Source organism: Streptomyces resistomycificus (genome assembly GCF_001514265.1).
Taxonomy (GTDB): Bacteria; Actinomycetota; Actinomycetes; order Streptomycetales; family Streptomycetaceae; genus Streptomyces; species Streptomyces resistomycificus.
In genome coordinates, this window is the sequence record NZ_KQ948988.1 from 883053 (window position 1) to 905626 (window position 22574).

Genomic DNA, 22574 nt, shown 5'->3' on the forward strand with positions numbered 1-22574 from the left:
GGACGCGAGGGGCGGGTCCGCTTCAGCGCCGCAGCTCCTTGTGCGCCGTCTCCGGCAGCCGCAGGTACACCAGGGACGACAGCAGGCACAGCGAGGCCACGTACCAGGGGAAGATCCCGGAGTGGCCCAGGTCCTTGAAGAGCGTGCCCACGTAGGGGGCGGTGCCGCCGAAGAGGGCCACCGTCAGCGAGTAGGGGAAGCCGATGCCGGCCGCGCGCACCCAGGGCGGGAAGATCTCGGCGTTCACGGCCGCGCTGATCGAGGTGAAGCCGGTCAGCAGGATCATGCCCGCGCACTGGACCAGCAGCAGGACGGCGAAGGAGTCCCGCAGGGCGTGCAGCAGCGGCACGCTCAGCAGGGCGAAGCCCAGGCCGAAGAACAGGAGCAGCGGGCGGCGGCCGAGGCGGTCGGAGAGCAGTCCGCCGAGGGGCTGGAGCAGTCCGAAGAAGGCGAGCGAGAGGGTGCCCGCGAGCAGCGCGTCCGACTTGCCGAGGCCCGTGTTGAGTTCGGCGTACGTCGGCAGGTACGACGTCCAGGTGTAGTAGGCGATCGTGCCGCCGGCCGTGATGCCACAGATCAGCAGCGACTCCCGCGGATGGCGGCGCAGCGCCTCCAGCAGGCCCGGGCGCGGCGCCTGTCGCTGTTCCTCGCTGCGGGTCTCCTGCGCGCCCTGACGGATCCAGAAGCCGACCAGGCTGAGCACCGCCCCCACGACGAAGGGGAGACGCCAGCCCCAGCCGTTCATCTGTCCGTCGCTCAGCGTGTTCACGAGCAGCGTGGCGAGGCCGGACGCGATCAGCTGCCCGGCGGTCGTCGACACGTACTGGAAGCTGGAGAACAGCCCCCGCCGGCCGGGGCCCGCCGACTCCACCAGGAAGGTCGTGGAGGCGGCGAACTCCCCTCCCACGGACAGCCCTTGGAGCAGCCGGGCGAGAACCAGCAGTACGGGAGCCAGGACACCGGCCGCCTCGTACGTCGGTGTCAGTCCGACCAGCAGGCTGCTGCCGCCCATCAGCAGGATGGTCACCGTCAGCGCGGCCCGCCGCCCCCGCCGGTCCGCGATCGCGCCCATCAGCAGCCCGCCGACCGGCCGCATGAAGAAGCCGACGGCGAACACCGCGAACGTCGACAGCAGCGGCACCAGCGAGTTGTCCGCGCTCTCGGGGAAGACCTCGGCGGCGATGTAGGTGGCCAGAAACGTGTAGGCGTACCAGTCGTACCACTCCACGGCATTGCCCACGGAGGCGGCGAGGAGCTGGCGTACGGGCCGTTTCGTCGGAGTGGACGCCGACGCGTGGGTCTCTGTCATGATCGCGACCATCCCCGCCTTCGGCCCCGCCACACCTCGCGTACCGACGACTTTCACACGAGCGCCACCGGACCCTTCCCTGCCGTTTGGTGCTCCTGGAACACTCCTTTCGCGCGCATTCCGTCACGATCGACCGGTCACCACCTTCCAGGGGAGAGGTCCCTCACTCATGCCCGAAGTCAACCGGCGACGATTTCTCCAGATAGCGGGCGCGACCACGGCGTTCACGGCGCTGTCCGCCAGCATCGAGCGGGCCGCCGCGATCCCGGCCAACCACCGCACGGGATCGATCGAGGACGTCGAGCACGTCGTCGTCCTGATGCAGGAGAACCGTTCCTTCGACCACTACTTCGGCAAGCTGAGGGGCGTCCGCGGCTTCGGCGACCCGCACCCGGTCACGCTGCCGAGCGGCAGGTCGGTCTGGCACCAGTCGGACGGCACCAGGGAACTGCTGCCCTTCCACCCGACCGCCGACGACCTCGGCATGCAGTTCCTCGAAGGTCTGCCGCACAGCTGGCCCGACGGCCAGCAGGCCTACAACGGGGGCGCGTACGACCAGTGGGTGCCCGCGAAGGGCACCACGACCATGGCGTACCTGACCCGTGAGGACATCCCCTTCCACTACGCGCTCGCCGACAAGTTCACGATCTGCGACGCGTACCACTGCTCCTTCATCGGGTCCACCGACCCCAACCGCTACTACATGTGGAGCGGTTACACCGGGAACGACGGCACCGGCGGCGGCCCCGTCCTCGGCAACGACGAGCTCGGCTACGGCTGGACGACCTATCCCGAGCGCCTGGAGAAGGCGGGGATCTCCTGGAAGATCTACCAGGACATCGGCGACGGCCTGGACGCGCAGGGTTCCTGGGGCTGGATCCAGGACGCCTACCGCGGCAACTACGGCGACAACTCGCTGCTGTACTTCGACTCGTACCGCGACGCCCAGCCCGGTGACCCGCTCCACGAGAAGGCCCGCACCGGCACCGACGTGAAGAACGGCGACGGCTACTTCGACCGGCTGAAGGCGGACGTCAAGGCCGGCAAGCTGCCGCAGATCTCCTGGATCGCCGCCCCGGAGGCCTTCTCCGAGCACTCCAACTGGCCCTCGAACTACGGCGCCTGGTACATCTCCCAGGTCCTGGACGCGCTCACCTCCAACCCCGCGGTGTGGGCGAAGACCGCCCTGTTCATCACCTACGACGAGAACGACGGCTTCTTCGACCACCTGGTGCCGCCGCTCCCGCCGAGGTCCGACGCACAGGGCAGGTCCACCGTCGACGTCGGACCGGACCTCTTCAAGGGCGGCGACACCCATGTCGCCGGGGCCTACGGGCTCGGCCCGCGCGTGCCGATGCTGGTCGTCTCGCCCTGGAGCAAGGGCGGTTACGTCTGCTCGGAGACGATGGACCACACCTCGATCCTCCGCTTCATGGAGCGCCGCTTCGGCGTCCGCGAGCCGAACATCTCACCCTGGCGGCGCGCCATCTGCGGAGACCTGACGTCGGCCTTCGACTTCTCCCGCGAGGACACCGGGCCGGTCGCGCTCCCCGACACCGACGACTACGAGCCCCCGGACCGCGAACGTCACCCCGACTACCGGCCGACCCCGCCCGCGCGGGGAGCCCTGCCCCGGCAGGAACGTGGCCTGCGTCCCGCCCGCCCGTTGAAGTACGCGCCCCACGTGGACGGTTCGGTGGACGCGCCGGCCGGGAAGCTCACGCTCACCTTCGCGTCCGGCGCCAAGGCCGGTGCCGCCTTCCTGGTCACGTCCGGCAACCGCGGCGACGGCCCCTGGACCTACACCACCGAGGCCGGCAAGACCATCGCGGACACCTGGAACTCGGCGTACTCGAACGGCTCGTACGACCTGACCGTGCACGGCCCGAACGGCTTCCTGCGCGTCTTCAGGGGGCCGAACAAGGCCGCCGGTCCCGAGGTGACGGCGCGCCACCGAGGCGACGACGTGGAGCTGACCTTCACCAACAGGGGTTCCGGCACGGCGCGGTTGAAGGTCAGGAGCGGCTACGGCGACCGGGCCAGGTCCTTCACCGTGCGCGCCGGCGCCACCGTGCGGCACACCTTCGACCTCAAGGCGAGCCGGCGCTGGTACGACCTGACCGTCACCTCGGAGGCGGATCCGGCGTTCCTGCGGAGGTTCGCCGGTCACGTCGAGAACGGGCGTCCGGGGGTGAGCGACCCGGCTGTCATGACTGGGTAAAGCCTGGCGGAGGATGCGGATCCGGGCTGGTCAGGGACCAGGAGGCTCGGGATAGTGTGCCCCGGTGACCACGCAATCGAACACACCTGCAGGCTGGTACCCGGATCCGCACGGGGCGGCCCAGACGCTCCGCTACTGGGACGGCGCGCAGTGGACCGACCACACCAACACGGACCAGAAGGCCCAGGCCGTGCCCCAGGTGCCGGCGCAGCCGGCCGGTCCGGACCAGCGCGTCCAGCGTCAGGTGCAACAGCAGGCCGGGGTCGCGGCGAGCGGCCCCGGCGGCGGCAGCCTGTTCAGTGAGCCGGTTCTGGTGGTGAACCAGAAGGCCAAGCTGATCGAGCTGACCAACGAGTACAAGGTCATGGACCAGAACGGCAACCAGCTCGGCTCGGTCGTCCAGGTCGGGCAGAGCGCGCTGAAGAAGGTCCTGCGCTTCGTCGCCAGCGTCGACCAGTTCATGACGCACAAGCTGGAGATCCGCGACGCCCACGGTCAGCCGGTGCTGCTGCTGACGCGGCCCGCGAAGTTCCTCAAGTCGCGGGTGATCGTGCAGCGTCCGGACGGCAGTCCGGTGGGCGAGATCGTGCAGCAGAACATGATCGGCAAGATCAACTTCGCGATGAACGTGAACGGCCAGCAGGTCGGCGCGATCAAGGCGGAGAACTGGCGCGCGTGGAACTTCGCCATCGTCGACCACACCGGGAACGAGGTCGCCCGGATCACCAAGACCTGGGAGGGCCTCGCCAAGACGATGTTCACCACCGCGGACAACTACGTCCTGCAGATCCACTACCAGCTGCCCGAGCCGCTGCTGAGCCTGGTCGTGGCGACCGCGCTGACCGTCGACACGGCGCTCAAGCAGGATTCGCGGGGTCTGGGCTGACGCCCGTCACAGCGGAGTGAGGTGTCCCGGTGTGACGGGCCGGGGCACCATCGCCGGTTCGGCCGTCGCGGAGCCGGGCTCCAGGGCGAGTACGGCCGCGACGGGGTGGTCGTCGTCCACCGGGGCACGACCCGCCTCCGGCCGGCCCCGGCGCAGGGCGCCGGTCCCGCCGCGCGACGGGCCCCCTGCCCGCCGCGCCACGTCGTCGTTGCCGGGTGTCGCCCTGCTCAGCAGCACCACACCCCAGGCCGCGAGACCGGCCCCCGCCAGCGCCAGGAGCACGCCCGCCGCGCCGCCCCGCAACCGCTCGCCCAGCAGGAGCAGCCCGATCACCGCGGCGGCCACCGGGTTGGCCAGGGTCACCACGGCGAGCGGGGCGCCGAGGCCGCCTCGGTAGGCGGTCTGCGAAAGCAACAGGCCCGCCGTCGCGAAGGCCGCGACGAGCAGGGAGACGCCGATCACCTGCACACTGAGCAGCGACTCCGTGCGGTCCGTCGCGGCGACCGTCACCGTCTGGGTGAGCGCCGAGGCGACCCCGGAGGCGAAACCGGAGGCGGACGCGTGCCGCAGGCCCGGCCGGGCACCCCGGCGCGCCAGCAGGCCGATCAGTGTCGCCGTCCCGGCCGCCACCGCCAGCGCCTCGGACGTGCCGAGCACGTCCTCGGGCGCCGGGCCTGAGGCGGTGACGAGGATCGCGGACAGGCCGAGGAGCGTCAGCGCGGTGCCCCGCCACTCCACGGCACTGACCCGGCGCCCCGCGACCCGGGCCCCCATGGGCACGGCCGCGACCAGGGTGAGCGCGCCCAGCGGCTGGACCAGGGTCAGCGGTCCGTACTTCAGGGCGACGACGTGCAGCAGCGCGGCCGACGCGTTGAGCACGACCGACCCCCACCAGGCGCCCGAGCGCAGCAGCCGCAGTGTGCCCGAGCCGGGGTCGCGAGAGGCCAGACGCTCCTGGGCGACGGCCGCGGCCGCGTAGGCGACGGAGGAGAACAGGGACAGGACGACGGCGAGCAGGGTGGCGTTCATCGGCCGGCTCCCACGAGGACCTGCTCGTCGGCGGGTGCGAGGGTCTCCTGGCCGCGTCCGGCGGTCGTCGCCGTCCGGTGCGGCGGATGGATCACCGCGAGGGCGACACCGAGCATCGCGCCCGCCACGACCGCGTCCAGCCAGTAGTGGTTCGCCGTCCCGACGATGACCAGCAACGTCAGCACCGGATGCAGCAGCCACAGCCAGCGCAGGCGCGACCGGGTGGCGACGATCAGGCCGACGGCCAGCATCAGCGCCCAGCCGAAGTGCAGCGAGGGCATCGCCGCGAACTGGTTCGACAGGGTGTCCGTCCGTGGCGGCCCGTACACGGAGGGGCCGTAGACCTGGGCGGTGTCCACCAGGCCGGTGGCGGCCAGCATGCGCGGCGGCGCCAGCGGGAACACGAGGTGCAGCACCAGCGCGGCGCCGGTGACCACGGCAAGCACCCGGCGGGCCCACACGTAGTGCGCCGGGCGGCGCAGGTAGAGCCAGACCAGGAAGGCCACGGTGGCCGGGAAGTGGACGGTCGCGTAGTAGGTGTTCGCGAGGTGCGCGAGCGTGTCGCCGTGCAGCAGCAGGGACTGCACCGAGCCTTCGCCGGGCAGATGGAGGATCCGTTCCCAGTCCCACACGCGGTGTGCGTTGCGGAAGGCCTCGCCGGTGTGGCCTGTCGCGAGTTGCCGGCCGAGCTTGTAGACGAGGAAGAGCCCTGCGACCAGCAGGAGCTCACGAACGAGCGGCGGCCGCGCTATCGCGCTGGGCGCCGCCTGGGAAGGCTCGGTGCGGGCATTCATCCCCCGGCCCTTTCGCTGACGGTGGTGCCTGTGCTGGTGCCGGACGCGGTAATTGACCCGTCGCGGGCACGGAACTCATCGATACGAATGCGTTCCGATACGCCAGTGTACCGATACGGTTCCGTTCCGGTACACTGGCGTATCGATTGACTTACGACACATTCCGACGAGCGGGTCGCAGGCCCGCGGGACCGAGTGGAGGCAGGGGCAGATGACGTCGCAGGCCGCGGACGGACCGGAAACGGCCGCCGCCTCGCGCCGCTCCAAGATCACGCCCGAGCGTGAGCAGGAGTTCTTCGACGCCGTGCTCGAGCAGATCAAGGAGTGCGGCTACGAGGCCGTCACCATGGAGGGGGTCGCTGCCAGCGCCCGCTGCAGCAAGTCCACGCTCTACCGGCAGTGGAAGACCAAGCCCCAGCTCGTGGTGGCGGCCCTGCGCTCGCGCCGCACCTCACGCCTGGCAGGCATCGACACCGGATCGCTCGCCGGTGACCTGCGCGAGGCCGCGCGGGCGACGGCCAGGTGGGCGACGACGGACACCAAGCTGCTGCAGGCGCTCGGCCACGCCCTCACCCTGGACGAGGAACTCGCCGGGGCACTGCGCGAGGCCCTGGTGGACCCGGAGATCGCCGCGCTGCGGGCCATCCTGCGGCGCGGGGTCGAACGCGGCGAGGTCGCCGCGGACCATCCGGCGCTGGAGTACGTCCCGGCCCAGATGTTCGGCGTCGTCCGCGCCCGGCCCGTCGTCGACGGCCAGTACGCCGACCAGGACTACCTGGTCCGCTTCGTGGAGGCCGCGGTGCTGCCCGCGCTGGGCCTCACCTGAGACCCAGGCCGCCGTCCGCGGGATGACCGGACGGTGACCTGCTCGCGCCGCACCGTGGGGACGGGGGCGGCGCGCACCCCCCGGCCGGGTGGGGTGCCTCTTGAGCGGAGAGGCGCCCCACCCGGCCGACGGGTCGTGTCCGGCCCGCGGGCCGGGCGTCAGACGTCCTGACCGCTGCCGCCGCCCGTCGACACCTTGATGCCCCGGGTGATCTCGTCGATCACGGCCTGTGTCTCCTCGACGTCGATGCCGAAGCGGACGATCACCATCTGCTGGGGGTTCGCGGGGGAGGGGAAGGCCAGCGACTGGACATAGCCGTCGGAGCCCTTGCTGGTGACCGCCTTCCAGCGGACCAGGTAGCCCTTCTGCCCGGCCACCGTCACGGCCTTGGAGGCCAGCACGTCGTGTGAGGTGATCTTGCCGTAGGTCGTGCCGCCGTAGGACTGTTCGGCGTTGGCGGAGATGTCCGCCTTCGCGATCTGCTCGGCCGTGGTGCCCTTGGTGCCGAACGCGATGGCGGGCGCCGAGAAGGCGCCGCCCTTGGTACAGGACTTCGAGGTGTCGCCGGGGCACTTGTAGGAGTCGTCCGACGTGACCGACGCCCCGGCCTGCAACTGCTGGCCGTACCAGCCGTCCGGGATGGGCAGGCTGATCCCGTCGAGCGAGTCGGTCACCGAACCGCTCTCGATCTTCGGCGCCTCGGACTGGTCCGGCGAGGGCGACTGGCCGCCGGAGCCGCCGTCGCCCCCGCTGCCGCCCCCGGAACCTCCGTCGCCGTCGAACGGGCCGCCCTGGCCGCCGGTCGAGCCGTCCCCGCCCCCGGGGCCCCGACCGCCCGGTCCCTGCGAGTTGGCGGTGTTGCCGCTGCCGCCGTCGTCGCCGGAGAGCGCGTACACGCCCACGCCTATGCACGCCAGCACCACCACGGCCGCCGCGACGGCTATGCCCGTGCGCAGCCCCCGCCGTGAGCCGGCCGGCGGCTGCGCGGGGTAGCCCGGATATCCGGGGTGCACCGGGAACGCCCCGGCACCCGCCGGAGCCTGCGGGGGACCCCACGCGGCGGCCGATCCCGCGGGGCGGGTCTGGTCCGTCCATGCCTTGCCGTCCCACCAGCGTTCGGTGGCGGGACCGTCACTTGTCTGCCCGGGATCGGGGTACCACCCGGGGGGAGTCGCCTGCGTCATGTCCCCACCGTATGAGGCCTCGGTGAAAGAGGCATGAGAAGGGGGGAGGACCAATCCCCTTCATTCCAGGACGAGTCATACCGGAAGCCCCCGTACGGCAGGCGCCAGCCACAGCCTCACCCAGAGACACCGCCCGCAACGACACCCCCCATCGACACCGCCCTCGGCGGCAGCGACGCCACGAGCGCGTCCCGCACCTCCTCGTCCTACGCCTCGCTCACCATCCCCGGCGGCTTCACGGTGACGCCGTCGCCGGCCAGGCACAGTCCGGCCGCCGTCGCGTGGTACGTCGGGACGGCGGGACGTCCATGTTCCCGGTCCGCTCGACGGTCTCCGGGAGACGAGCCAAAACGTGATGGTCAGTCAGAAACGCTCGGCAGGGCCGCCATCGGCACGGCACAGAAGTCCGCACCCCAGGACCGGCGCGCAGTTTGTCGCGGCTGGTCCCGGGCAGGACGCGTCGTTCTCCCGTACCCCAGGTCACCCGCCTGGGCAACTGGTACCCCGACCCGCCTCCGCTTCGGCACCCGGACGGCTACGCTCAAGGTCTGTACGTCGTTCGGGCGACTTGGGGAGGTAGCGCGATGACGGAGGTACGGCCCGCTGCGGCCGCCCCGGCCTCGCTGTGGGAGCGCGACGAGGAAGTCGCCGCCGTCGTACGGGCGATCGAGACCCTGGCGGCGGACAAGGGCTCCTCGGGCAGCCTGCTGATGATCCGCGCCGAGGCCGGCTTCGGCAAGACCGCCCTGCTCGCCGAGACGCGCCGCATCGCCGAGGCCCGCGGCTGCACGGTGTGGTCCGCCCGCGGTGGCGAAACCCTCAGGTCCGTCCCCTTCAACGTCGTACGGCAGCTGCTGCAACCCGTCCTCATGTCGCTGATGCCGGAGGAGGCCCGCGAGTACCTCGGCGACTGGTACGACATCGCCGGCCCGGCTCTCGGCCTCACCGAACCCGGCGAGCGGCAGGCCGACCCGCAGGGCGTCACCGACGGACTGGTCGCCGCGGTGCGCCGGCTGGCCCGGCGCGACTGGCCGCTGGTCCTGCTCGTCGACGACGCCCACTGGGCCGACCAGGAGACCCTGCGCTGGCTCGCCGCGTTCGCCGAGCGCCTCGACGACCTGTCCGTCCTGGTCGTGGTGGCCCGCCGGCCGGGCGAGGTCACCGGCGAGAGCGCCCGGCTCCTCGACAACGTCGCCGCCACCGCGGGCAGCCCCGCCACCACCCTGAGCGCCCTGACGCCGGACGCCACCGCCGGTCTCACCCGCGCCACCCTCGGCGAACACGCCGACGCCGCGTTCTGCCGGGAGGTCTGGGCCGTCACCGCCGGCAACCCGTACGAGGCCGTCGAACTCCTCGCCAAGGTCCAGGACAGCGAACTCGAACCGTCCGAGGGCGCGGCCGGTGAACTGCGCGCCCTGAACCGCTCGGCCCGCGGCGGCGGCCTCGTCGCCCGCCTCGAGGAACTGGGCATCGACGCCACCCGGTTCGCCTGGGCGGCCGCCATCCTCGGCACCGGCATCTCCGTGCGACTGGTGGCCAAACTCGCCACCCTCCGCCACGACGACGCCGTGCGCTGCGCCGAACTCCTGTGCAGCGCCCGCATCCTCACCGCACCCGACCCGGCGAACGGGCCGGCGGACGAGGGTGATCTGGAGTTCGTCCACCCGCTGATCGCCACCGCCGTCTACAACTCCATCCCGCCCGCCCTGTGCACGGCCATGCACGGCATTGCGGCCCAGGTCGTCACGGACTCCGGACTCGGCGCCGCGGCCGCCGCCCGCCACCTCCTCCAGGTTCACCCGGACGACGACGAGGAACTCGTCGAGCAGCTGCGCGAGGCCGCCCGCGACCACCTCGCCGTCGGTGCCCCCGACGCCGCCCGCCGCTGCCTGGAACGCGCCCTGCTGGAACCCCCGCAGCCCGAGGTGCACGCGCGCGTGCTCTTCGAACTCGGCTGCGCCACCCTCCTGACCGCGCCCGCCAGGACCGTCGACCACCTGCAGACCGCACTCGCCATGCCGGGCCTCGACGGCGACGAACGCGTCGACGCCGTCGTCCGCCTCTCCCAGGCGCTCCTGGACAACGACCAGCTGGAGGAGGCCGTCCGCACCGTCGAGGCGGAGGCCGCCCGGCACGAGGCCGGCCCCGCCCGGCTCAGGCTGCAGGCCGTGCAGTACATGTGGGAGGGCATCCACGCGGGCGAGGCCACCTCGCCGGGCCGCTCCGAGCGCCTCGCCGAACTCGCCAGGACCTGCACCGGCCGCGACAACGCCGAGCGCGCCCTGCTGATGCTGCGCGGCTTCGACGCCATGACCCACGGCGAGAGCGCCGAGGAGGTCGTCGATCTGTGCGACCGCGCCCTGGTCAACGGCCGCCTCGCGCCCGGGCTCGGCTGGACCGACACCGAGTGGGGTGTCGAACTGCTCCTGATGCTGGCCAACGCGTACGCCTACACCGACCGCCTCGACCGGGCCGACGCCCTCTACACCGACGCCCTGCGCGCCTACGAGTCCGCCGGCTGGAGCGGCGGCCACCTCGCCCTGGCCCACGCCTACGTCGGGCTCGGCCACCGCAGGCGCGGCCGGCTGCGGGAGGCCGAGACCTCCCTGCGCGAGTCCCTGCGCCTGGCCGAACGCGTCGGGCGCGGACTGCCGTTGTACTGGTCGGCGACCTGCAACCTCGTCGACACGCTGCTCGCCCGCGGCCACGTCCAGGAGGCCTGGGCGATCGCCGAACAGTACGGCTTCGCCCCGCCCTACCCGTCCACCATCGTGCTGCCCGACCCCCGCTCGGTGCGCGGCCGTCTCCTGCTCGCCGTCGGCCGCACCAAGGACGGCATCAACGAACTGGAGGCCGCGGAGAAGGCGGCGGGCGTCCGCGGCCACCACAACCCGGTGCTCGTGCCCTGGGCCGTCGACCTCGCCCGCGCCCTCGCCACCGAGGATCCGGGCCGTGCCGCCCGGCTGGTCACCGACGTCCGACGGCACGCCGAACGCCTCGGCACCGACACCGCGATCGGCGAGGCCCTGCGCTGCGCCGCCGCGCTGGAGACCGGGCAGCGCGCGGTCCGGCTGGCCGCCCAGGCCGTCGCCTACCTGGAGGCCTCACCCTGCCAGTACGAACACGCGGCGGCCCGCGTCGAGTACGGCATCCTCGCCCGCTCGGTCGCCGAGCTCAACCGGGGCCTGGCCCTGGCACGTTCCTGCGGGGCGGACGGCCTGGTGGCCCAGGCCAGGACGGTGCTGGAGACGGGACGGGGGCTGCGCTAGCCCTGGGGCGGCCGGCCGGTTGCCGCCGTCGGCCCGGTATGGGCGGCACGGCCGGGCCCGCGTCTCCGGCGCCAAGTGGCGTGCGGCCAGTGGTGGTTCGTGCCCGTCGACGGCGCACCTCCTGCCCCGAGTCGCGGGAGCGGTGGGCATGCGGCGGGGAGCCGTGCGGGAGGTGCTGCCGGGGCGGCGACCCGCAGGGTCACCCCTCTTCTTCCGCCAGCACCCGCTGGGCCGTGGCGAACGCCGAGTTCGCCGCCGGGACGCCGCAGTACACCGCCGTCTGCAGCAGGACCGCGCCGATCTCCTCGGGGGTGAGGCCGTTGCGCCGGGCCGCCCGCACATGCATGGCCAGCTCGTCGTAGTGTCCGTGCGCTACCAGTGCCGTCAGCGTGATCATGCTGCGTTCGCGGCGGCTGAGCGTCGGGTCGGTCCAGATCTCGCCCCACGCGTAGCGCGAGATGAAGTCCTGGAAGCGTGCGGTGAAGGGCGTCTGCCGCGCCTGCGCACGGTCCACGTGGGCATCCCCGAGGACCTCGCGCCGCACCTCCATGCCACGCCTGGCCCCGCCGCCGAGATGGGCCCGCAGGGCGGTCAGCACGGCCTCAGGGCACTGCGCGGGTGCCAGATGTGAGGCGCCCGGGATCTCCACCAGCGCGGCGCCCGGCACCGCGTCCGCGATCTCCCGCAGATGCGCGGGCGGCGTCGCCGGATCCTCGCGCCCGGCGACCAGCAGCGCGGGCACGGCGATCTCGGACAGCCGCTCCCGCAGGTCGAAGGCGGCCAGCGCGTCACAGCAGGCGGCGTACGCGTCCGGGTCGGCGTCCCGGTGGTCCTGGACGAGCTCCGGCACGGTGAAACCAGGCGTGAACCACCGGGCGTCGGCGCTCTCGGCGAGCGAGGCCAGTCCCTCGCCGCGCACCAGCGCGGCCCGCTCCTGCCAGGGCTTCGAGCCGTTGAAGTGGGCGGAGGAACAGATCACCGCCAGTGAGGACACCCGCTGCGGATGGTGCACGGCCAGATGCAGGCCCACCGCCCCGCCCAGCGACACCCCGGCGTACGCGAACCGCTCGACGCCGAGGGAGTCGGCGAGCGCGAGCACCAGGTCGGCGAGGTCGCCCACGCTCGCCCCGGGCCCGATCAGGCCGGCCGCCGAACCGCCGTGTCCCGGCAGGTCCCAGCGGATCACCCGGTGCGTGAGGGAGAGTTCGGGCGCGACCTTGTCCCACAGCGCGTAGGAGGTGCCCAGCGAGGGCCCGAGCAGCAGCGGGGGAGCGGAAGCGGGGCCTTCGGCGCGGTGGTTGAGGAGTGTGTCGGTCAACGTCGCTCCAGGGCACGGTCGGTGAGGGCTTGGGCGGAGCCGGTGTAGTGGGCCGGATCGGTCAGCTCGTCGAGGTCGACGTCCTTCAACTCCGGTTGCTCGGCCAGGAGTTCACCGAGGGTGCGACTCTCGCTGTAGGTCCGCCGGGCGAGGTCGGTGAGTAGTTGCCTGGCACGGGCACGGCCCAGGACGGGTGCCAGTTCGGCGGACAGGCGCTCGGAGACGATCAGCCCGTGGGTCAGGTCGAGGTGCCGGCGCATCACGTCCGCGTGGACCCGCAGGTTCTCCGTCAGTTCGGCGGCGTCCCGGGCGGCGCCGCCGACCAGCCGCAGGAGGTCCCGCAACGGCTCCCACTCGGCGTGCCAGGCGCCGGCCGGCCGCTCGTCCTCGGCGGCCATCGAGCCGTACAGGGTGGCGGCGAGCTGCGGGGCCCGCCGGGCGGCGGCTGCGATCAGCGTGGCCCGCACCGGGTTCGCCTTGTGCGGCATGGCCGACGAACCGCCGCCGCTGCCCTCCGCGACCTCGGCGATCTCGGTCCGGGCCAGTGTGAGCACGTCCACGGCGATCTTGCCGAGCGCCCCCGCGGTGACCGCCAGGCACCCGGCGAGGTCGGCGATCGGAGTACGCAGCGTGTGCCAGGGCAGCGTCGGCGCGCCGAGCCCGGCCGCCCGGGCGAAGGCTCCGGGCAGGGCGGTCGGATCGGCGGCGCCGTACGCCGTGAACGCCGCCAACGTCCCGGCGGCACCCCCGAGTTGGACGGGCAGCGCGTCGCGGACCGGCGTCACGCGGTCCCGGGCGTCCAGCACCAGTGACCGCCACCCCGCCGTCTTCAGCCCGAACGTCGTCGGCACGGCGTGCTGGGTCAGCGTCCGGCCCGGCATCGCCGTGTCGCGGTGCTCGGCGGCCAGGTGGGCCAGCGCCCGTTCGGTGCGACCCAGGTCGTCGAGGACCGGACCCAGAGCGCGCACGGCGACCAGCATCATCGCGGTGTCCATGATGTCCTGGCTGGTCGCGCCCCGGTGGACATGCGGCCCGAACTCGGGGCCGACCGCCTTGGTCAGGTCGGCCACCAGGGGGATCACCGGGTTGCCGCCGGCCCGGGCCCGCTCCGCGAGGGAACGCGGGTCGAAGCGGTCCGCGCGGGCCGCCTCGGCCACCGCCGTCGCCGCCGCCTCGGGAGCGAGCCCCAGCGAGGCCTGCGCACGGGTCAGCGCGGCCTCGGCGTCGAGCAGCGCCTGCAGAAAGGCGATGTCGCTCGTCGAGTCCGCGACGGGCGAGCCCGCCCACCCGGGGGCGAGCAGCCCGGCGTCCGGTTCGGCAGCTGTCACTGGAACTCCAGGAAGACCGTTTCGCCTTCGCCCTGAAGGCGGATGTCGAAACGGTACGTGCCGTCGCCCCGCCGGGCGGCGACCAGCGTGTCGCGTCGCTCCGCGTCCAGCCGTGCGAGCAGCGGGTCCGCGGCGAGCGCCGCCTCGTCACCCGGCAGGTAGATCCGGGTGTACAGGTGGACCAGCAGACCGCGCGCGAACACGCAGACGCTGAGGTACGGGGCGTTGTGCCCGCGGGCGCCGGGCCTGAGCGTGCGTGCGGACCAGTGTCCGTTGGCGTCCGTCTGGATGCGCCCCCAGCCGGTGAACTCCACGCCGTTGCGGCCGAGGAAGCCGCCGCTGGCGGGGTCGCGCCGCATCGAGCCGTCGACCGTGGGCAGGTTGCCGTCCGGGTCCGGGCCCCACAGCTCCACGAACGCGTCGGGCAGCGGGTTGCCCTCGCCGTCGAGCACGTATCCCTGCACGGCGATGGTGTCCGGGTGGCCCACCGGGGCGATGTCCCCGCCGCCGGGGAAGGGCAGCGCGTGACCGTAGAACGGGCCGACCGTGTGCGAGGGGGTGGGCAGCACGCTCTCCGGGCGGCTTGTGTCGATCTTCGTCATGGCAGGTCAGCGTCCTTCTTCGATCCAGGTGGCGTTCGGGCCGTCGAGCACGATGTCCCAGTGGTAGCCCATGGAGAACTCCGGCACCGACAGGCTGTGGTCGTACGTCGCCACCAGCCGTCGCCGGGCGGCGTCGTCCGTCACCGACTGGATGATGGGGTCGTAGGGGAACAGCGGGTCGCTCGGGAAGTACATCTGCGTCACGAGCCGCTGCGTGAACGCCGAACCGAACAGCGAGAAGTGGATGTGGGCCGGCCGCCAGGCGTTGACGTGCTGGCGCCAGGGGTAGGGGCCCGGCTGCACGGTGGTGAAGTGGTAGGTGCCGTCGTCGTCGGTCAGCGTGCGGCCGACGCCCGTGAAGTTCGGGTCCAGCGGGGCGTCGTGCTGCTCGCGCTGGTGCGCGTAGCGGCCGGCCGAGTTGGCCTGCCAGATCTCCACCAGCTGGCCCCGGATCGGGCGCCCGTCGCGGTCCAGCAGCCGCCCGGAGACGGTGATGCGCTCGCCGATCGGCTCGCCGTTGTGCTGCCGGGTCAGGTCGTTGTCGATCTCGGTGATGTCCCGCTCCCCGAAGGCGGGGGAGGACAGCTCCACCAGTTCGGGGTCCTTCGTCACGTCGATGGCGACCGGCGGCTGTTTCGGGTGCCGCAGCACCGAGGAACGGTACGGCGCGTAGTCGCGGCGCGGCTGGTGCTCGACGGGGGCGCCCTCGGCGAGGCGCTTGACGTACGCGGCGTGCTCGGCCGCGATCTCCAGGTCGATGTCGGCTTGGGTGAGAGTCATGGGGGTTCCTAAGGCTCGCTAGCGTTCGAGGACGAGGGCGAGGCCCTGGCCCACGCCGATGCAGAGGGTGGCGACGCCGACCCCGCTGCCCGCACGGGCGAGCTGGTGGGCGACGGTGCCGGCGAGACGGGCACCGGAGGCGCCCAGCGGGTGGCCGAGGGCGATGGCACCGCCCTGCGGGTTGAGGATCGCCGGGTCGAACTCGGGCCACTCGGCGACACAGCCCAGCACCTGGGCGGCGAACGCCTCGTTCAGCTCCAGCACCGACAGGTCGCCGAACCCCTTGCCCGCCTTGGCGAGCGCCCGGTTGACGGCCTCGACGGGGGCGAGACCGAAGTAATGCGGGTCGAGGGCGTGGACACCGGTGGCCGAGACGCGGGCGAGCGGCTCGCGGCCGGTGGCCTTCAGGCCCTCCTCGTCGACGAGGAGCAGTGCGGCGGCGCCGTCGTTCAGAGGCGACGCGTTGCCCGCGGTGACCGTGCCGTCGTCCTCACGGAAGGACGGCTTCAGCCTGGCCATGGCGGCGAGGGAGGCATCCGGCCGTACGCATTCGTCGGCGCCGAAGACCACCGGGTCGCCCTTGCGCTGCGGCACCGGTACCGGCGCCAGCTCGGCGTCGAACAGTCCCGCCTCCTGCGCGCGAGCGGCCTTCTGGTGGCTGGCGAGCGCGAACTCGTCCTGTTGTGCACGGCTGATCTTGTGCTTCTCGGCGATCAGCTCCGCGCTCTCGCCGAGCGGGACGGTCCACTGCGGTTCCATCCGCGGGTTGACCATGCGCCAGCCCAGCGTGGTGGAGTACAGCTCGGCGTGCCCGGCCGGGAACGGCTTGTCCGACTTGGGAAGCACGTACGGCGCCCGGGTCATCGACTCGACGCCGCCGGCCACGGCGATGGAGGCGTCGCCGACCGCGATGGCACGGGCGGCCTGGATCACGGCCTCGAGCCCCGACGCGCACAGCCGGTTGACGGTCACCCCCGGCACGGAGGTGGGCAGCCCGGCCAGGAGCGCGGCCATACGGCCGACGTTGCGGTTCTCCTCGCCGGCGCCGTTGGCGTTGCCGAAGTACACGTCCTCGATCCGGGACGGGTCCAACCCGGGCGTACGGGCGAGGAGTTCGCGGATGGCGTGGGCGCCCAGGTCGTCCGGGCGGATACCGGCCAGCGCCCCGTTGTAGCGGCCGACCGGGGTACGGACCGCGTCGACGATGTAGACGTTCCTCACTTCAGGTCCTCCGCGACGGTCGGCTCGGCGTCGGTCTTGACGGTCAGCTCGGCGTCGGTCCTGGCGGTGATCTCGTCGACGCTCACCCCGGGCGCGGTCTCGACGAGCACCAGGCCGTCCGCCGTGACGTCCACAACGCCGAGGTCGGTGATGATCCGGTTCACACACGCCTTGCCGGTGAGCGGCAGCGCGCACTCCGTGAGGATCTTCGGCGAGCCGTCCTTGGCGGTGTGGGTCATGACGACGATGACGGTGCGGGCGCCGTGCACCAGGTCCATCGCACCGCCGATCCCGGTGATCATCTTGCCGGGGACGGCCCAGTTGGCCAGGTCGCCCTTCTCGGAGACCTGCATCGCGCCGAGCACGGCGACGTCGATGTGCCCGCCGCGGATCATGGAGAACGACAGCGCTGAGTCGAAGAAGGACGCGCCCGGCAGGACCGTCACGGTCTCCTTGCCCGCGTTGATCAGATCGGGGTCGACCTGGTCCTCGGTGGGGTAGGGGCCGGTGCCCAGGATGCCGTTCTCCGACTCCAGGATCACCTCGACGCCCGCCGGGAGGTAGTTCGGGATGAGCGTCGGCAGGCCGATGCCGAGGTTGACGTACTGGCCGTCCGTCAGCTCGCGGGCGGCGCGCGCGGCCATCTCCTCGCGTGTCCAGGCCATCAGTTGCCCACCGTCCCTCGCGCCGGAGGCGCGGAAATCGTGCGACGTTCGATCTGCTTGTCGGCCGCCTGCTCCGGCGTGAGCGCCACCACCCGCTGTACGAAGATCCCCGGCAGGTGCACGGCGTCCGGCTCGATCTCGCCGGGCTCCACCAGTTCCTCCACCTCGGCGATCGTCACCCGGCCGGCCATCGCGGCCAGGGGGTTGAAGTTGCGGGTGGACCTGTTGAAGACCAGGTTCCCGTGCCGGTCGCCCTTCGCCGCCCGGACCAGCGCGAAGTCGGTGCGGATACCGCGCTCCAGTACGTGTTCCACGCCGTCGAACTCCCGCACCTCCTTGGGCGGTGAGGCGAGCGCGACGCCGCCCTGACCGTCGTAGCGCCACGGCAGCCCGCCGTCGGCGACCTGTGTGCCCACGCCCGCCGGGGTGAAGAAGGCGGGGATGCCCGCGCCGCCGGCCCGCAGGCGCTCGGCCAGCGTGCCCTGCGGGATCATCTCGACCTCGAGCTCACCGGCCAGGTACTGGCGGGCGAACTCCTTGTTCGCGCCGATGTAGGAGCCGGTCACGCGGGCGATCCGCCCCGCCGCCAGCAGCACCGCGAGACCGGACTCCATCGCCCCGCAGTTGTTCGAGACGACGCTGACGCCGGCGACCCCCCGCTCGTACAGCGCCTGGATCAGCACGTTCGGTACACCGCTCAGGCCGAAGCCGCCCACCGCGAGCGACGCACCGTCCGGCACATCGGCCACCGCCTCCAGGGCCGTGGCGACCACCTTGTCCATCCGTGAAGCCCCATCCCGTCCGCGCGCCCGTCCAGCAATTAATCAGGGCACTGATTATTTCAGCGAGGTGCCTTCACGCTGCCACCGGCGCAGCCAGGCGTCAAGACCCCGGATAAGTACGAGGTCAGATCACCTCGACGGGCCCGAGACAGCCGTCGACTCGACCGGTATTGTTCAGTGCACCTACGGATCTGCACCGATAAACCTGCACCTACGAACCTGCACCCATGTCTCTGCGTCGACGAGCCTGCGTCGACGATGTGCAGCAACGAAGAGAACAACGAAGAGCAACGACGAAGAGCAGCAACGAATCCGACCTCGGGAGCGCACATGGCCGCGGTGGACCTCTCCACCCACCCCGGGCACCTGGCCCGGCGGCTGCAGCAGGCGCACTACCTGTTGTGGAACACGATGGTCTCCGAGGAGATCACCTCGCCGCAGTTCGCGGTGCTCAACGCGCTGGTCGGAGAACCGGACCGGCTGGACCAGCGGACCGTCGGGGAGCGTGTGGGGCTGGACCGGTCCACCATCGCCGAGGTGATCAGCCGCCTCGGCCGCCGCGGACTCCTCGACAAGGTGCGTGACCCACAGGACGGCCGCCGCTTCCTGCTGCACCTCACCGACGAGGGCCTGCGCACCCACCGCAAGCTGACCGTACGCACGGCCCGGATGAACCAGGTCTTCCTCGCCCCGCTCTCCGCCGAGGAGCAGACCGTGTTCTTCGACCTCATCCAGCGGGTGTCGGACGCGGCGGAGGGGCTCCGCAATCCCGCGGAACCCCTCGCCGCCCAGCCCTGACCCGCCCACGAGCTCACGACGCCTTCTGGAACACCACCCACACCTGGCCCTCGGCGAAGTTCACCGGCGCCCCCGAGCCCGTGGTGAACTCGGTGCCCTCCGTGGCCCTCGCGCGCGACCAGCGCACCTCGTGGGCCCGTCCGTCGCGCAGCACCGTCGCCTTACCCGAGCCGACCGTCTCGGTGTACGGCGTGTTGTTGCCGAGGAAATCGCGGAACGCGGACTTGCGGACCTTCACGTACTGCACCACCACCGTGGCCGGCGCCACCCGCCTGCCGTCGGTCGTCACGGTCGGCGTCCCGTCCATCGAGACCAGCCAGCGGTCCCGGTCCGCGGACCACGTGAAGGTGAAGCGGGCGGCCGGGTAGCGCACGGTGTGCGTGGTCTGCCGCACGCCGCCCTCGGGCGCCGCGCCGAAGCGGAAGCCGGTGGTCAGCGCGGCCGCGCCCGGCGCGGGGGCCGAGAGCCGGTCAGGGCGCAGGTAGAGGTTGTGCGGGGCCGGCTTGTCGGTGCCGCGGTAGTAGGCGTCGGTGACCTCCTCGGGCGTCCGTCCGTCCAGCGGCGCCTTGTCGATCAGCGGCATCAGCTTGCCCTGGGCGCCCGAGAACGCGAGCGTCGGCCGGTCGAACTGGCGCAGCAGCTCCAGGTCCGACTCGCGGGCGCTGCGCACCGGACCGACGGCCTTCGGCAGCCTGGTCGCGTACACCGCCATCAGCCGGCTCAGCCCGCCCTCCACCTGCTCGGCGTAGACGATGTCGGCGGAGTCCAGGCCCGTCTGCGGCCGGGCCGCGAGCACGTTGTCGATCTTCACGGCGAGTACGGAACCGGCGGCCGCGCTTCTCTCGCCCGTACCGGGACTCTCGGCGGGGCGTTCGGCAGGGCTTTCGGCGGGCGTCCGCAGCTGTCCGCGCCCGTCCTCGACCGCCCCGCGCCCGCCGGTGCAGCCGGCCGCCAGCGAGGCAGTCGCGGTGACGGCCAGCAGCGCCACCGTCGTAACGGCGCGTCGTGTGCGCGCCCTGTGTCCCATGCCCACCGTGGCCACCCGTCTCTTGGTGTCGATTGTGCGCTTATAAGTTCATTGCTGGCCATACCCGCTCGCTTCTGATTGGTCGCGTTCAATACGCCGATCGGCCCAGGTGCGGTGATTCGCGCGGGAGGTGCTCGGGTACCCGGTCGCCACCGCAGACCGGACACGCCGACGCGATCTAGGGAGTGCGTGATGAAGGCAGTGACCTGGCAGGGAAAGCGGGACGTGCGGGTCGACACGGTGCCCGATCCGAGGATCCAGGAGCCGACGGACGCCGTCATCCGCGTCACCTCCACCGGGCTGTGCGGCTCCGACCTGCACCTCTACGAGGTGCTCACCCCGTTCATGACACCGGGCGACATCCTCGGTCATGAGCCGATGGGCATCGTCGAGGAGGTCGGCGCCGGGGTACCCGACCTCAAGGCGGGTGACCGGGTCGTGGTGCCGTTCCAGATCGCCTGCGGCAACTGCTGGATGTGCATGACCGGACTGCCCACCCAGTGCGAGACCACCCAGGTCACCAGCGAGGGCATGGGCGCCGCCCTGTTCGGCTACACCCGCCTGTACGGCGCCGTCCCGGGTGGCCAGGCCGAGTACCTGCGGGTCCCGCAGGCGCAGTTCGGCCCGATCAAGGTCCCCGAGGGGCCGCCGGACGACCGCTTCGTCTACCTCTCCGACGTGCTGCCCACCGCCTGGCAGGCCGTCGCCTACGCGGACGTCCCGCAGGGCGGCAGCGTCGCCGTGCTCGGCCTCGGCCCGATCGGCGACATGGCCTGCCGCATCGCCCAGCTGCGCGGCGCCGGACGGGTCTTCGGCGTGGACCGGGTGAGCGAGCGGCTGCGCCGGGCCCGGGAGCGTGGCGTGGAGACCTACGACCTCCGGGCCTTCGACAACGAGAAGGAACTGGTCCAGGCGATCCGCGACGAGACCGACGGACGCGGCCCGGACGCGGTGATCGACGCCGTCGGCACCGAGGCCCACGGCAGTGCCGCGGCCAAACTCGCCCAGCAGGCCTCGGCGATGCTGCCCCGGAAGATCAGCGGGCCGTTCGCGGAGCGCTTCAGCATCGACCGCCTCGCCGCCCTGCACACCGCGATCGAGCTGGTGCGCCGCGGCGGCACGATCTCGCTGTCCGGCGTGTACGGCGGCATGGCCGACCCGCTGCCGATGCTCACCATGTTCGACAAGCAGGTCCAGCTCCGGATGGGCCAGGCCAACGTGCGCCGCTGGAGCGACGACATCGTCCCGTACCTCACGGACGAGGACCCGCTCGGCGTCGAGGACTTCGCCACCCACCGGCTGCCGCTGAGCGAGGCGCCGCACGCCTACGACATGTTCCAGAAGAAGCGGGACGGCGCCGTCAAGGTGCTGATGACGCCGTGAGAGACGGGCCCCGAGCCCGGGGCCCTCGCACGCGTCAGGGGCCGAGGATCTCACCGAGGTCGTAGCGCACCGGCTCCTCCAGCTGGGCGTACGTGCAGCTCTCGGGAGTGCGGTCGGGCCGCCAGCGGCGGAAGCGGGCCGTGTGCCGAAAACGCGCCCCGTTCTCCATGTGGTCGTAGGCCACCTCGGCCACCCACTCCGGCCTGAGCGGCACCCAGGACAGGTCCTTCTTGCCCGACCAGCGGCTGGGCGCTCCGGGCAGCCGGGCCGTCTCGTGCGCCGCCTCCTCGGCCCAGGCGGCCCACGGGTGACCGCCGGCGTCGTCCATACGCAGCGGCTCCAGCTCCTCGACGAGCTCGGCGCGCCGCTTCATGGCGAAGGCGGCGGACACGCCCACGTGCTGGAGGGCGCCCCGCTCGTCGTACAGGCCGAGCAGGAGCGAGCCGACCACCGGACCGCTCTTGTGGAAGCGGTAGCCCGCGACGACGACGTCCGCCGTCCGCTCGTGCTTGATCTTGTACATGGCGCGTTGGTCCTGGAGATAGCGCCCGGCCAGCGGCTTGGCGATGACCCCGTCCAGGCCCGCCCCCTCGTACTGGTCGAACCACTGCCGCGCCACGTCGAGGTCGGTCGTCGCCGGCGCCACGTGGACCGGGGCCGTCACCTCCGCCAGGGCCGTGGTCAGCAGCGACCGCCGGTCGGTCAGCGGCAGGTCGAGCAGCCGCTCGTCGGCCAGCGCCAGCAGGTCGAAGGCCACGAACGACGACGGCGTCCGCTCCGCCAGCATCCGCACCCGGGAGTCCGCCGGGTGGATGCGCTCGGTCAGCGCGTCGAAGTCCAGCCTCCCCTCCCGCGCGACGACGATCTCCCCGTCCAGCACACACCGCTCGGGCAGCCGCTCCCTCAGCGCCTCCACCAGCTCGGGAAAATACCTGGTCAACGGCTTCCCGGTACGGCTGCCCAACTCGACCTCGGCCCCGTCACGGAACACGATCGCCCGGAACCCGTCCCACTTCGCCTCGTAGTGCATGTCCGGCGGAATCCTCGCCACCGACTTGGCGAGCATGGGCTTCACGGGCGGCATCACCGGCAGATCCATGCTCCGATTCTGCGCCCCCACGTGCGGGATCGCCCGGTATGCGAGGTGTGCGG

19 protein-coding genes are annotated in these 22574 nt (G+C 72.2%); 6 read left to right on the plus strand and 13 right to left on the minus strand.

The window, feature by feature from the left end:
- Nucleotides 1-22 precede the first annotated feature (22 nt).
- Entirely contained in the window at nt 23-1321 is a 1299-nt protein-coding gene (locus AQJ84_RS03700) for an MFS transporter (protein ID WP_030042046.1), read from the minus strand.
- A 157-nt stretch (nt 1322-1478) separates the two neighbouring features.
- Between AQJ84_RS03700 and AQJ84_RS03705 the strand changes: the two genes are divergently transcribed.
- On the plus strand, nt 1479-3530 hold the full coding sequence (locus tag AQJ84_RS03705) for a phosphocholine-specific phospholipase C (protein WP_030042045.1): 2052 nt from the start codon (nt 1479-1481) through the stop codon (nt 3528-3530).
- A 64-nt stretch (nt 3531-3594) separates the two neighbouring features.
- Complete coding sequence (locus AQJ84_RS03710; RefSeq protein ID WP_030042044.1) at nt 3595-4416, plus strand: phospholipid scramblase-related protein; 822 nt, start codon at nt 3595-3597, stop codon at nt 4414-4416.
- Between the two features lie 6 nt (nt 4417-4422).
- On the opposite strand, the gene AQJ84_RS03715 is transcribed toward AQJ84_RS03710, so the two are convergent.
- Both AQJ84_RS03715 and AQJ84_RS03720 read right to left on the minus strand, forming a co-directional pair.
- Nucleotides 4423-5445: a DMT family transporter gene (locus AQJ84_RS03715; protein ID WP_030042043.1), complete on the minus strand. Its 1023-nt coding sequence runs from the start codon at nt 5443-5445 to the stop codon at nt 4423-4425.
- Nucleotides 5442-6239: a phosphatase PAP2 family protein gene (locus tag AQJ84_RS03720; protein ID WP_053193244.1), complete on the minus strand. Its 798-nt coding sequence runs from the start codon at nt 6237-6239 to the stop codon at nt 5442-5444. The genes AQJ84_RS03715 and AQJ84_RS03720 overlap by 4 nt, the downstream gene beginning before the upstream one ends.
- A gap of 211 nt (nt 6240-6450) precedes the next feature.
- On the opposite strand from AQJ84_RS03720, the gene AQJ84_RS03725 reads away from it, so the two are divergent.
- Nucleotides 6451-7065 carry a TetR/AcrR family transcriptional regulator gene (locus AQJ84_RS03725; RefSeq protein ID WP_030042041.1) on the plus strand — a complete coding sequence of 205 codons (615 nt, stop codon included), beginning with the start codon at nt 6451-6453 and terminating at the stop codon, nt 7063-7065.
- Nucleotides 7066-7223: 158 nt separating this feature from the next.
- On the opposite strand, the gene AQJ84_RS03730 is transcribed toward AQJ84_RS03725, so the two are convergent.
- Nucleotides 7224-8249, minus strand: coding sequence for a DUF2510 domain-containing protein (locus AQJ84_RS03730; RefSeq protein ID WP_030042040.1), 1026 nt, complete (start codon nt 8247-8249; stop codon nt 7224-7226).
- A 584-nt stretch (nt 8250-8833) separates the two neighbouring features.
- On the opposite strand from AQJ84_RS03730, the gene AQJ84_RS03735 reads away from it, so the two are divergent.
- Complete coding sequence (locus AQJ84_RS03735) at nt 8834-11518, plus strand: ATP-binding protein (protein ID WP_053193246.1); 2685 nt, start codon at nt 8834-8836, stop codon at nt 11516-11518.
- A gap of 199 nt (nt 11519-11717) precedes the next feature.
- Here AQJ84_RS03735 and pcaDC read toward each other — a convergent pair whose 3' ends face one another.
- Genes pcaDC through AQJ84_RS03770 form a run of 7 tightly spaced genes read right to left on the minus strand, consistent with a single transcriptional unit; the run spans nt 11718 to nt 18214 of the window.
- Nucleotides 11718-12836: a bifunctional 3-oxoadipate enol-lactonase/4-carboxymuconolactone decarboxylase PcaDC gene (gene pcaDC, locus AQJ84_RS03740; protein ID WP_030042038.1), complete on the minus strand. Its 1119-nt coding sequence runs from the start codon at nt 12834-12836 to the stop codon at nt 11718-11720.
- Nucleotides 12833-14164, minus strand: coding sequence for a 3-carboxy-cis,cis-muconate cycloisomerase (gene pcaB / locus AQJ84_RS03745; protein ID WP_030042037.1), 1332 nt, complete (start codon nt 14162-14164; stop codon nt 12833-12835). The genes pcaDC and pcaB overlap by 4 nt, the downstream gene beginning before the upstream one ends.
- Nucleotides 14161-14766 (minus strand): protocatechuate 3,4-dioxygenase subunit alpha, encoded by a 606-nt coding sequence (gene pcaG, locus AQJ84_RS03750; RefSeq protein WP_030042036.1) that lies wholly within the window; start codon nt 14764-14766, stop codon nt 14161-14163. The genes pcaB and pcaG overlap by 4 nt, the downstream gene beginning before the upstream one ends.
- A 6-nt stretch (nt 14767-14772) precedes the next feature.
- Nucleotides 14773-15546 carry a protocatechuate 3,4-dioxygenase subunit beta gene (gene pcaH / locus AQJ84_RS03755; RefSeq protein ID WP_030042035.1) on the minus strand — a complete coding sequence of 258 codons (774 nt, stop codon included), beginning with the start codon at nt 15544-15546 and terminating at the stop codon, nt 14773-14775.
- A gap of 18 nt (nt 15547-15564) precedes the next feature.
- Nucleotides 15565-16767, minus strand: coding sequence for a thiolase family protein (locus AQJ84_RS03760; RefSeq protein WP_030042034.1), 1203 nt, complete (start codon nt 16765-16767; stop codon nt 15565-15567).
- Nucleotides 16764-17432 carry a CoA transferase subunit B gene (locus AQJ84_RS03765; RefSeq protein ID WP_030042033.1) on the minus strand — a complete coding sequence of 223 codons (669 nt, stop codon included), beginning with the start codon at nt 17430-17432 and terminating at the stop codon, nt 16764-16766. The genes AQJ84_RS03760 and AQJ84_RS03765 overlap by 4 nt, the downstream gene beginning before the upstream one ends.
- The gene (locus AQJ84_RS03770) at nt 17432-18214 is read right to left on the minus strand and encodes a CoA transferase subunit A (RefSeq protein WP_030042032.1); all 783 of its coding nucleotides are present in this window, start codon (nt 18212-18214) and stop codon (nt 17432-17434) included. Before AQJ84_RS03770 ends, AQJ84_RS03765 begins: the two co-directional genes overlap by 1 nt.
- Before the next feature lie 330 nt (nt 18215-18544).
- Between AQJ84_RS03770 and AQJ84_RS03775 the strand changes: the two genes are divergently transcribed.
- The gene (locus AQJ84_RS03775) at nt 18545-19012 is read left to right on the plus strand and encodes a MarR family winged helix-turn-helix transcriptional regulator (RefSeq protein ID WP_030042031.1); all 468 of its coding nucleotides are present in this window, start codon (nt 18545-18547) and stop codon (nt 19010-19012) included.
- Nucleotides 19013-19025: 13 nt separating this feature from the next.
- Here the strand turns inward: AQJ84_RS03775 and AQJ84_RS03780 are convergent, their stop codons facing one another.
- Nucleotides 19026-20039 (minus strand): DUF3048 domain-containing protein, encoded by a 1014-nt coding sequence (locus AQJ84_RS03780; RefSeq protein ID WP_030042030.1) that lies wholly within the window; start codon nt 20037-20039, stop codon nt 19026-19028.
- A 192-nt stretch (nt 20040-20231) separates the two neighbouring features.
- On the opposite strand from AQJ84_RS03780, the gene AQJ84_RS03785 reads away from it, so the two are divergent.
- On the plus strand, nt 20232-21422 hold the full coding sequence (locus AQJ84_RS03785; protein WP_030042029.1) for a zinc-dependent alcohol dehydrogenase: 1191 nt from the start codon (nt 20232-20234) through the stop codon (nt 21420-21422).
- Nucleotides 21423-21456: 34 nt separating this feature from the next.
- Here AQJ84_RS03785 and AQJ84_RS03790 read toward each other — a convergent pair whose 3' ends face one another.
- Nucleotides 21457-22521, minus strand: a complete 1065-nt coding sequence (locus AQJ84_RS03790) for an ATP-dependent DNA ligase (RefSeq protein ID WP_053193249.1) — start codon at nt 22519-22521, stop codon at nt 21457-21459.
- Nucleotides 22522-22574 lie beyond the last annotated feature (53 nt).

What these genes read in the sequence shown, in the direction of transcription:
- AQJ84_RS03780 (WP_030042030.1), bottom strand. Translation starts at nt 20,039, where the DNA reads ATGGGACACAGGGCGCGCACACGACGCGCCGTTACGACGGTGGCGCTG.
- pcaH (WP_030042035.1), bottom strand. Translation starts at nt 15,546, where the DNA reads ATGACTCTCACCCAAGCCGACATCGACCTGGAGATCGCGGCCGAGCAC.
- AQJ84_RS03700 (WP_030042046.1), bottom strand. Translation starts at nt 1,321, where the DNA reads ATGGTCGCGATCATGACAGAGACCCACGCGTCGGCGTCCACTCCGACG.
- pcaG (WP_030042036.1), bottom strand. Translation starts at nt 14,766, where the DNA reads ATGACGAAGATCGACACAAGCCGCCCGGAGAGCGTGCTGCCCACCCCC.
- AQJ84_RS03765 (WP_030042033.1), bottom strand. Translation starts at nt 17,432, where the DNA reads ATGGCCTGGACACGCGAGGAGATGGCCGCGCGCGCCGCCCGCGAGCTG.
- AQJ84_RS03735 (WP_053193246.1), top strand. Translation starts at nt 8,834, where the DNA reads ATGACGGAGGTACGGCCCGCTGCGGCCGCCCCGGCCTCGCTGTGGGAG.
- AQJ84_RS03730 (WP_030042040.1), bottom strand. Translation starts at nt 8,249, where the DNA reads ATGACGCAGGCGACTCCCCCCGGGTGGTACCCCGATCCCGGGCAGACA.
- AQJ84_RS03785 (WP_030042029.1), top strand. Translation starts at nt 20,232, where the DNA reads ATGAAGGCAGTGACCTGGCAGGGAAAGCGGGACGTGCGGGTCGACACG.
- AQJ84_RS03720 (WP_053193244.1), bottom strand. Translation starts at nt 6,239, where the DNA reads ATGAATGCCCGCACCGAGCCTTCCCAGGCGGCGCCCAGCGCGATAGCG.
- AQJ84_RS03705 (WP_030042045.1), top strand. Translation starts at nt 1,479, where the DNA reads ATGCCCGAAGTCAACCGGCGACGATTTCTCCAGATAGCGGGCGCGACC.
- AQJ84_RS03715 (WP_030042043.1), bottom strand. Translation starts at nt 5,445, where the DNA reads ATGAACGCCACCCTGCTCGCCGTCGTCCTGTCCCTGTTCTCCTCCGTC.
- AQJ84_RS03770 (WP_030042032.1), bottom strand. Translation starts at nt 18,214, where the DNA reads ATGGACAAGGTGGTCGCCACGGCCCTGGAGGCGGTGGCCGATGTGCCG.
- AQJ84_RS03725 (WP_030042041.1), top strand. Translation starts at nt 6,451, where the DNA reads ATGACGTCGCAGGCCGCGGACGGACCGGAAACGGCCGCCGCCTCGCGC.
- AQJ84_RS03775 (WP_030042031.1), top strand. Translation starts at nt 18,545, where the DNA reads ATGGCCGCGGTGGACCTCTCCACCCACCCCGGGCACCTGGCCCGGCGG.
- AQJ84_RS03790 (WP_053193249.1), bottom strand. Translation starts at nt 22,521, where the DNA reads ATGGATCTGCCGGTGATGCCGCCCGTGAAGCCCATGCTCGCCAAGTCG.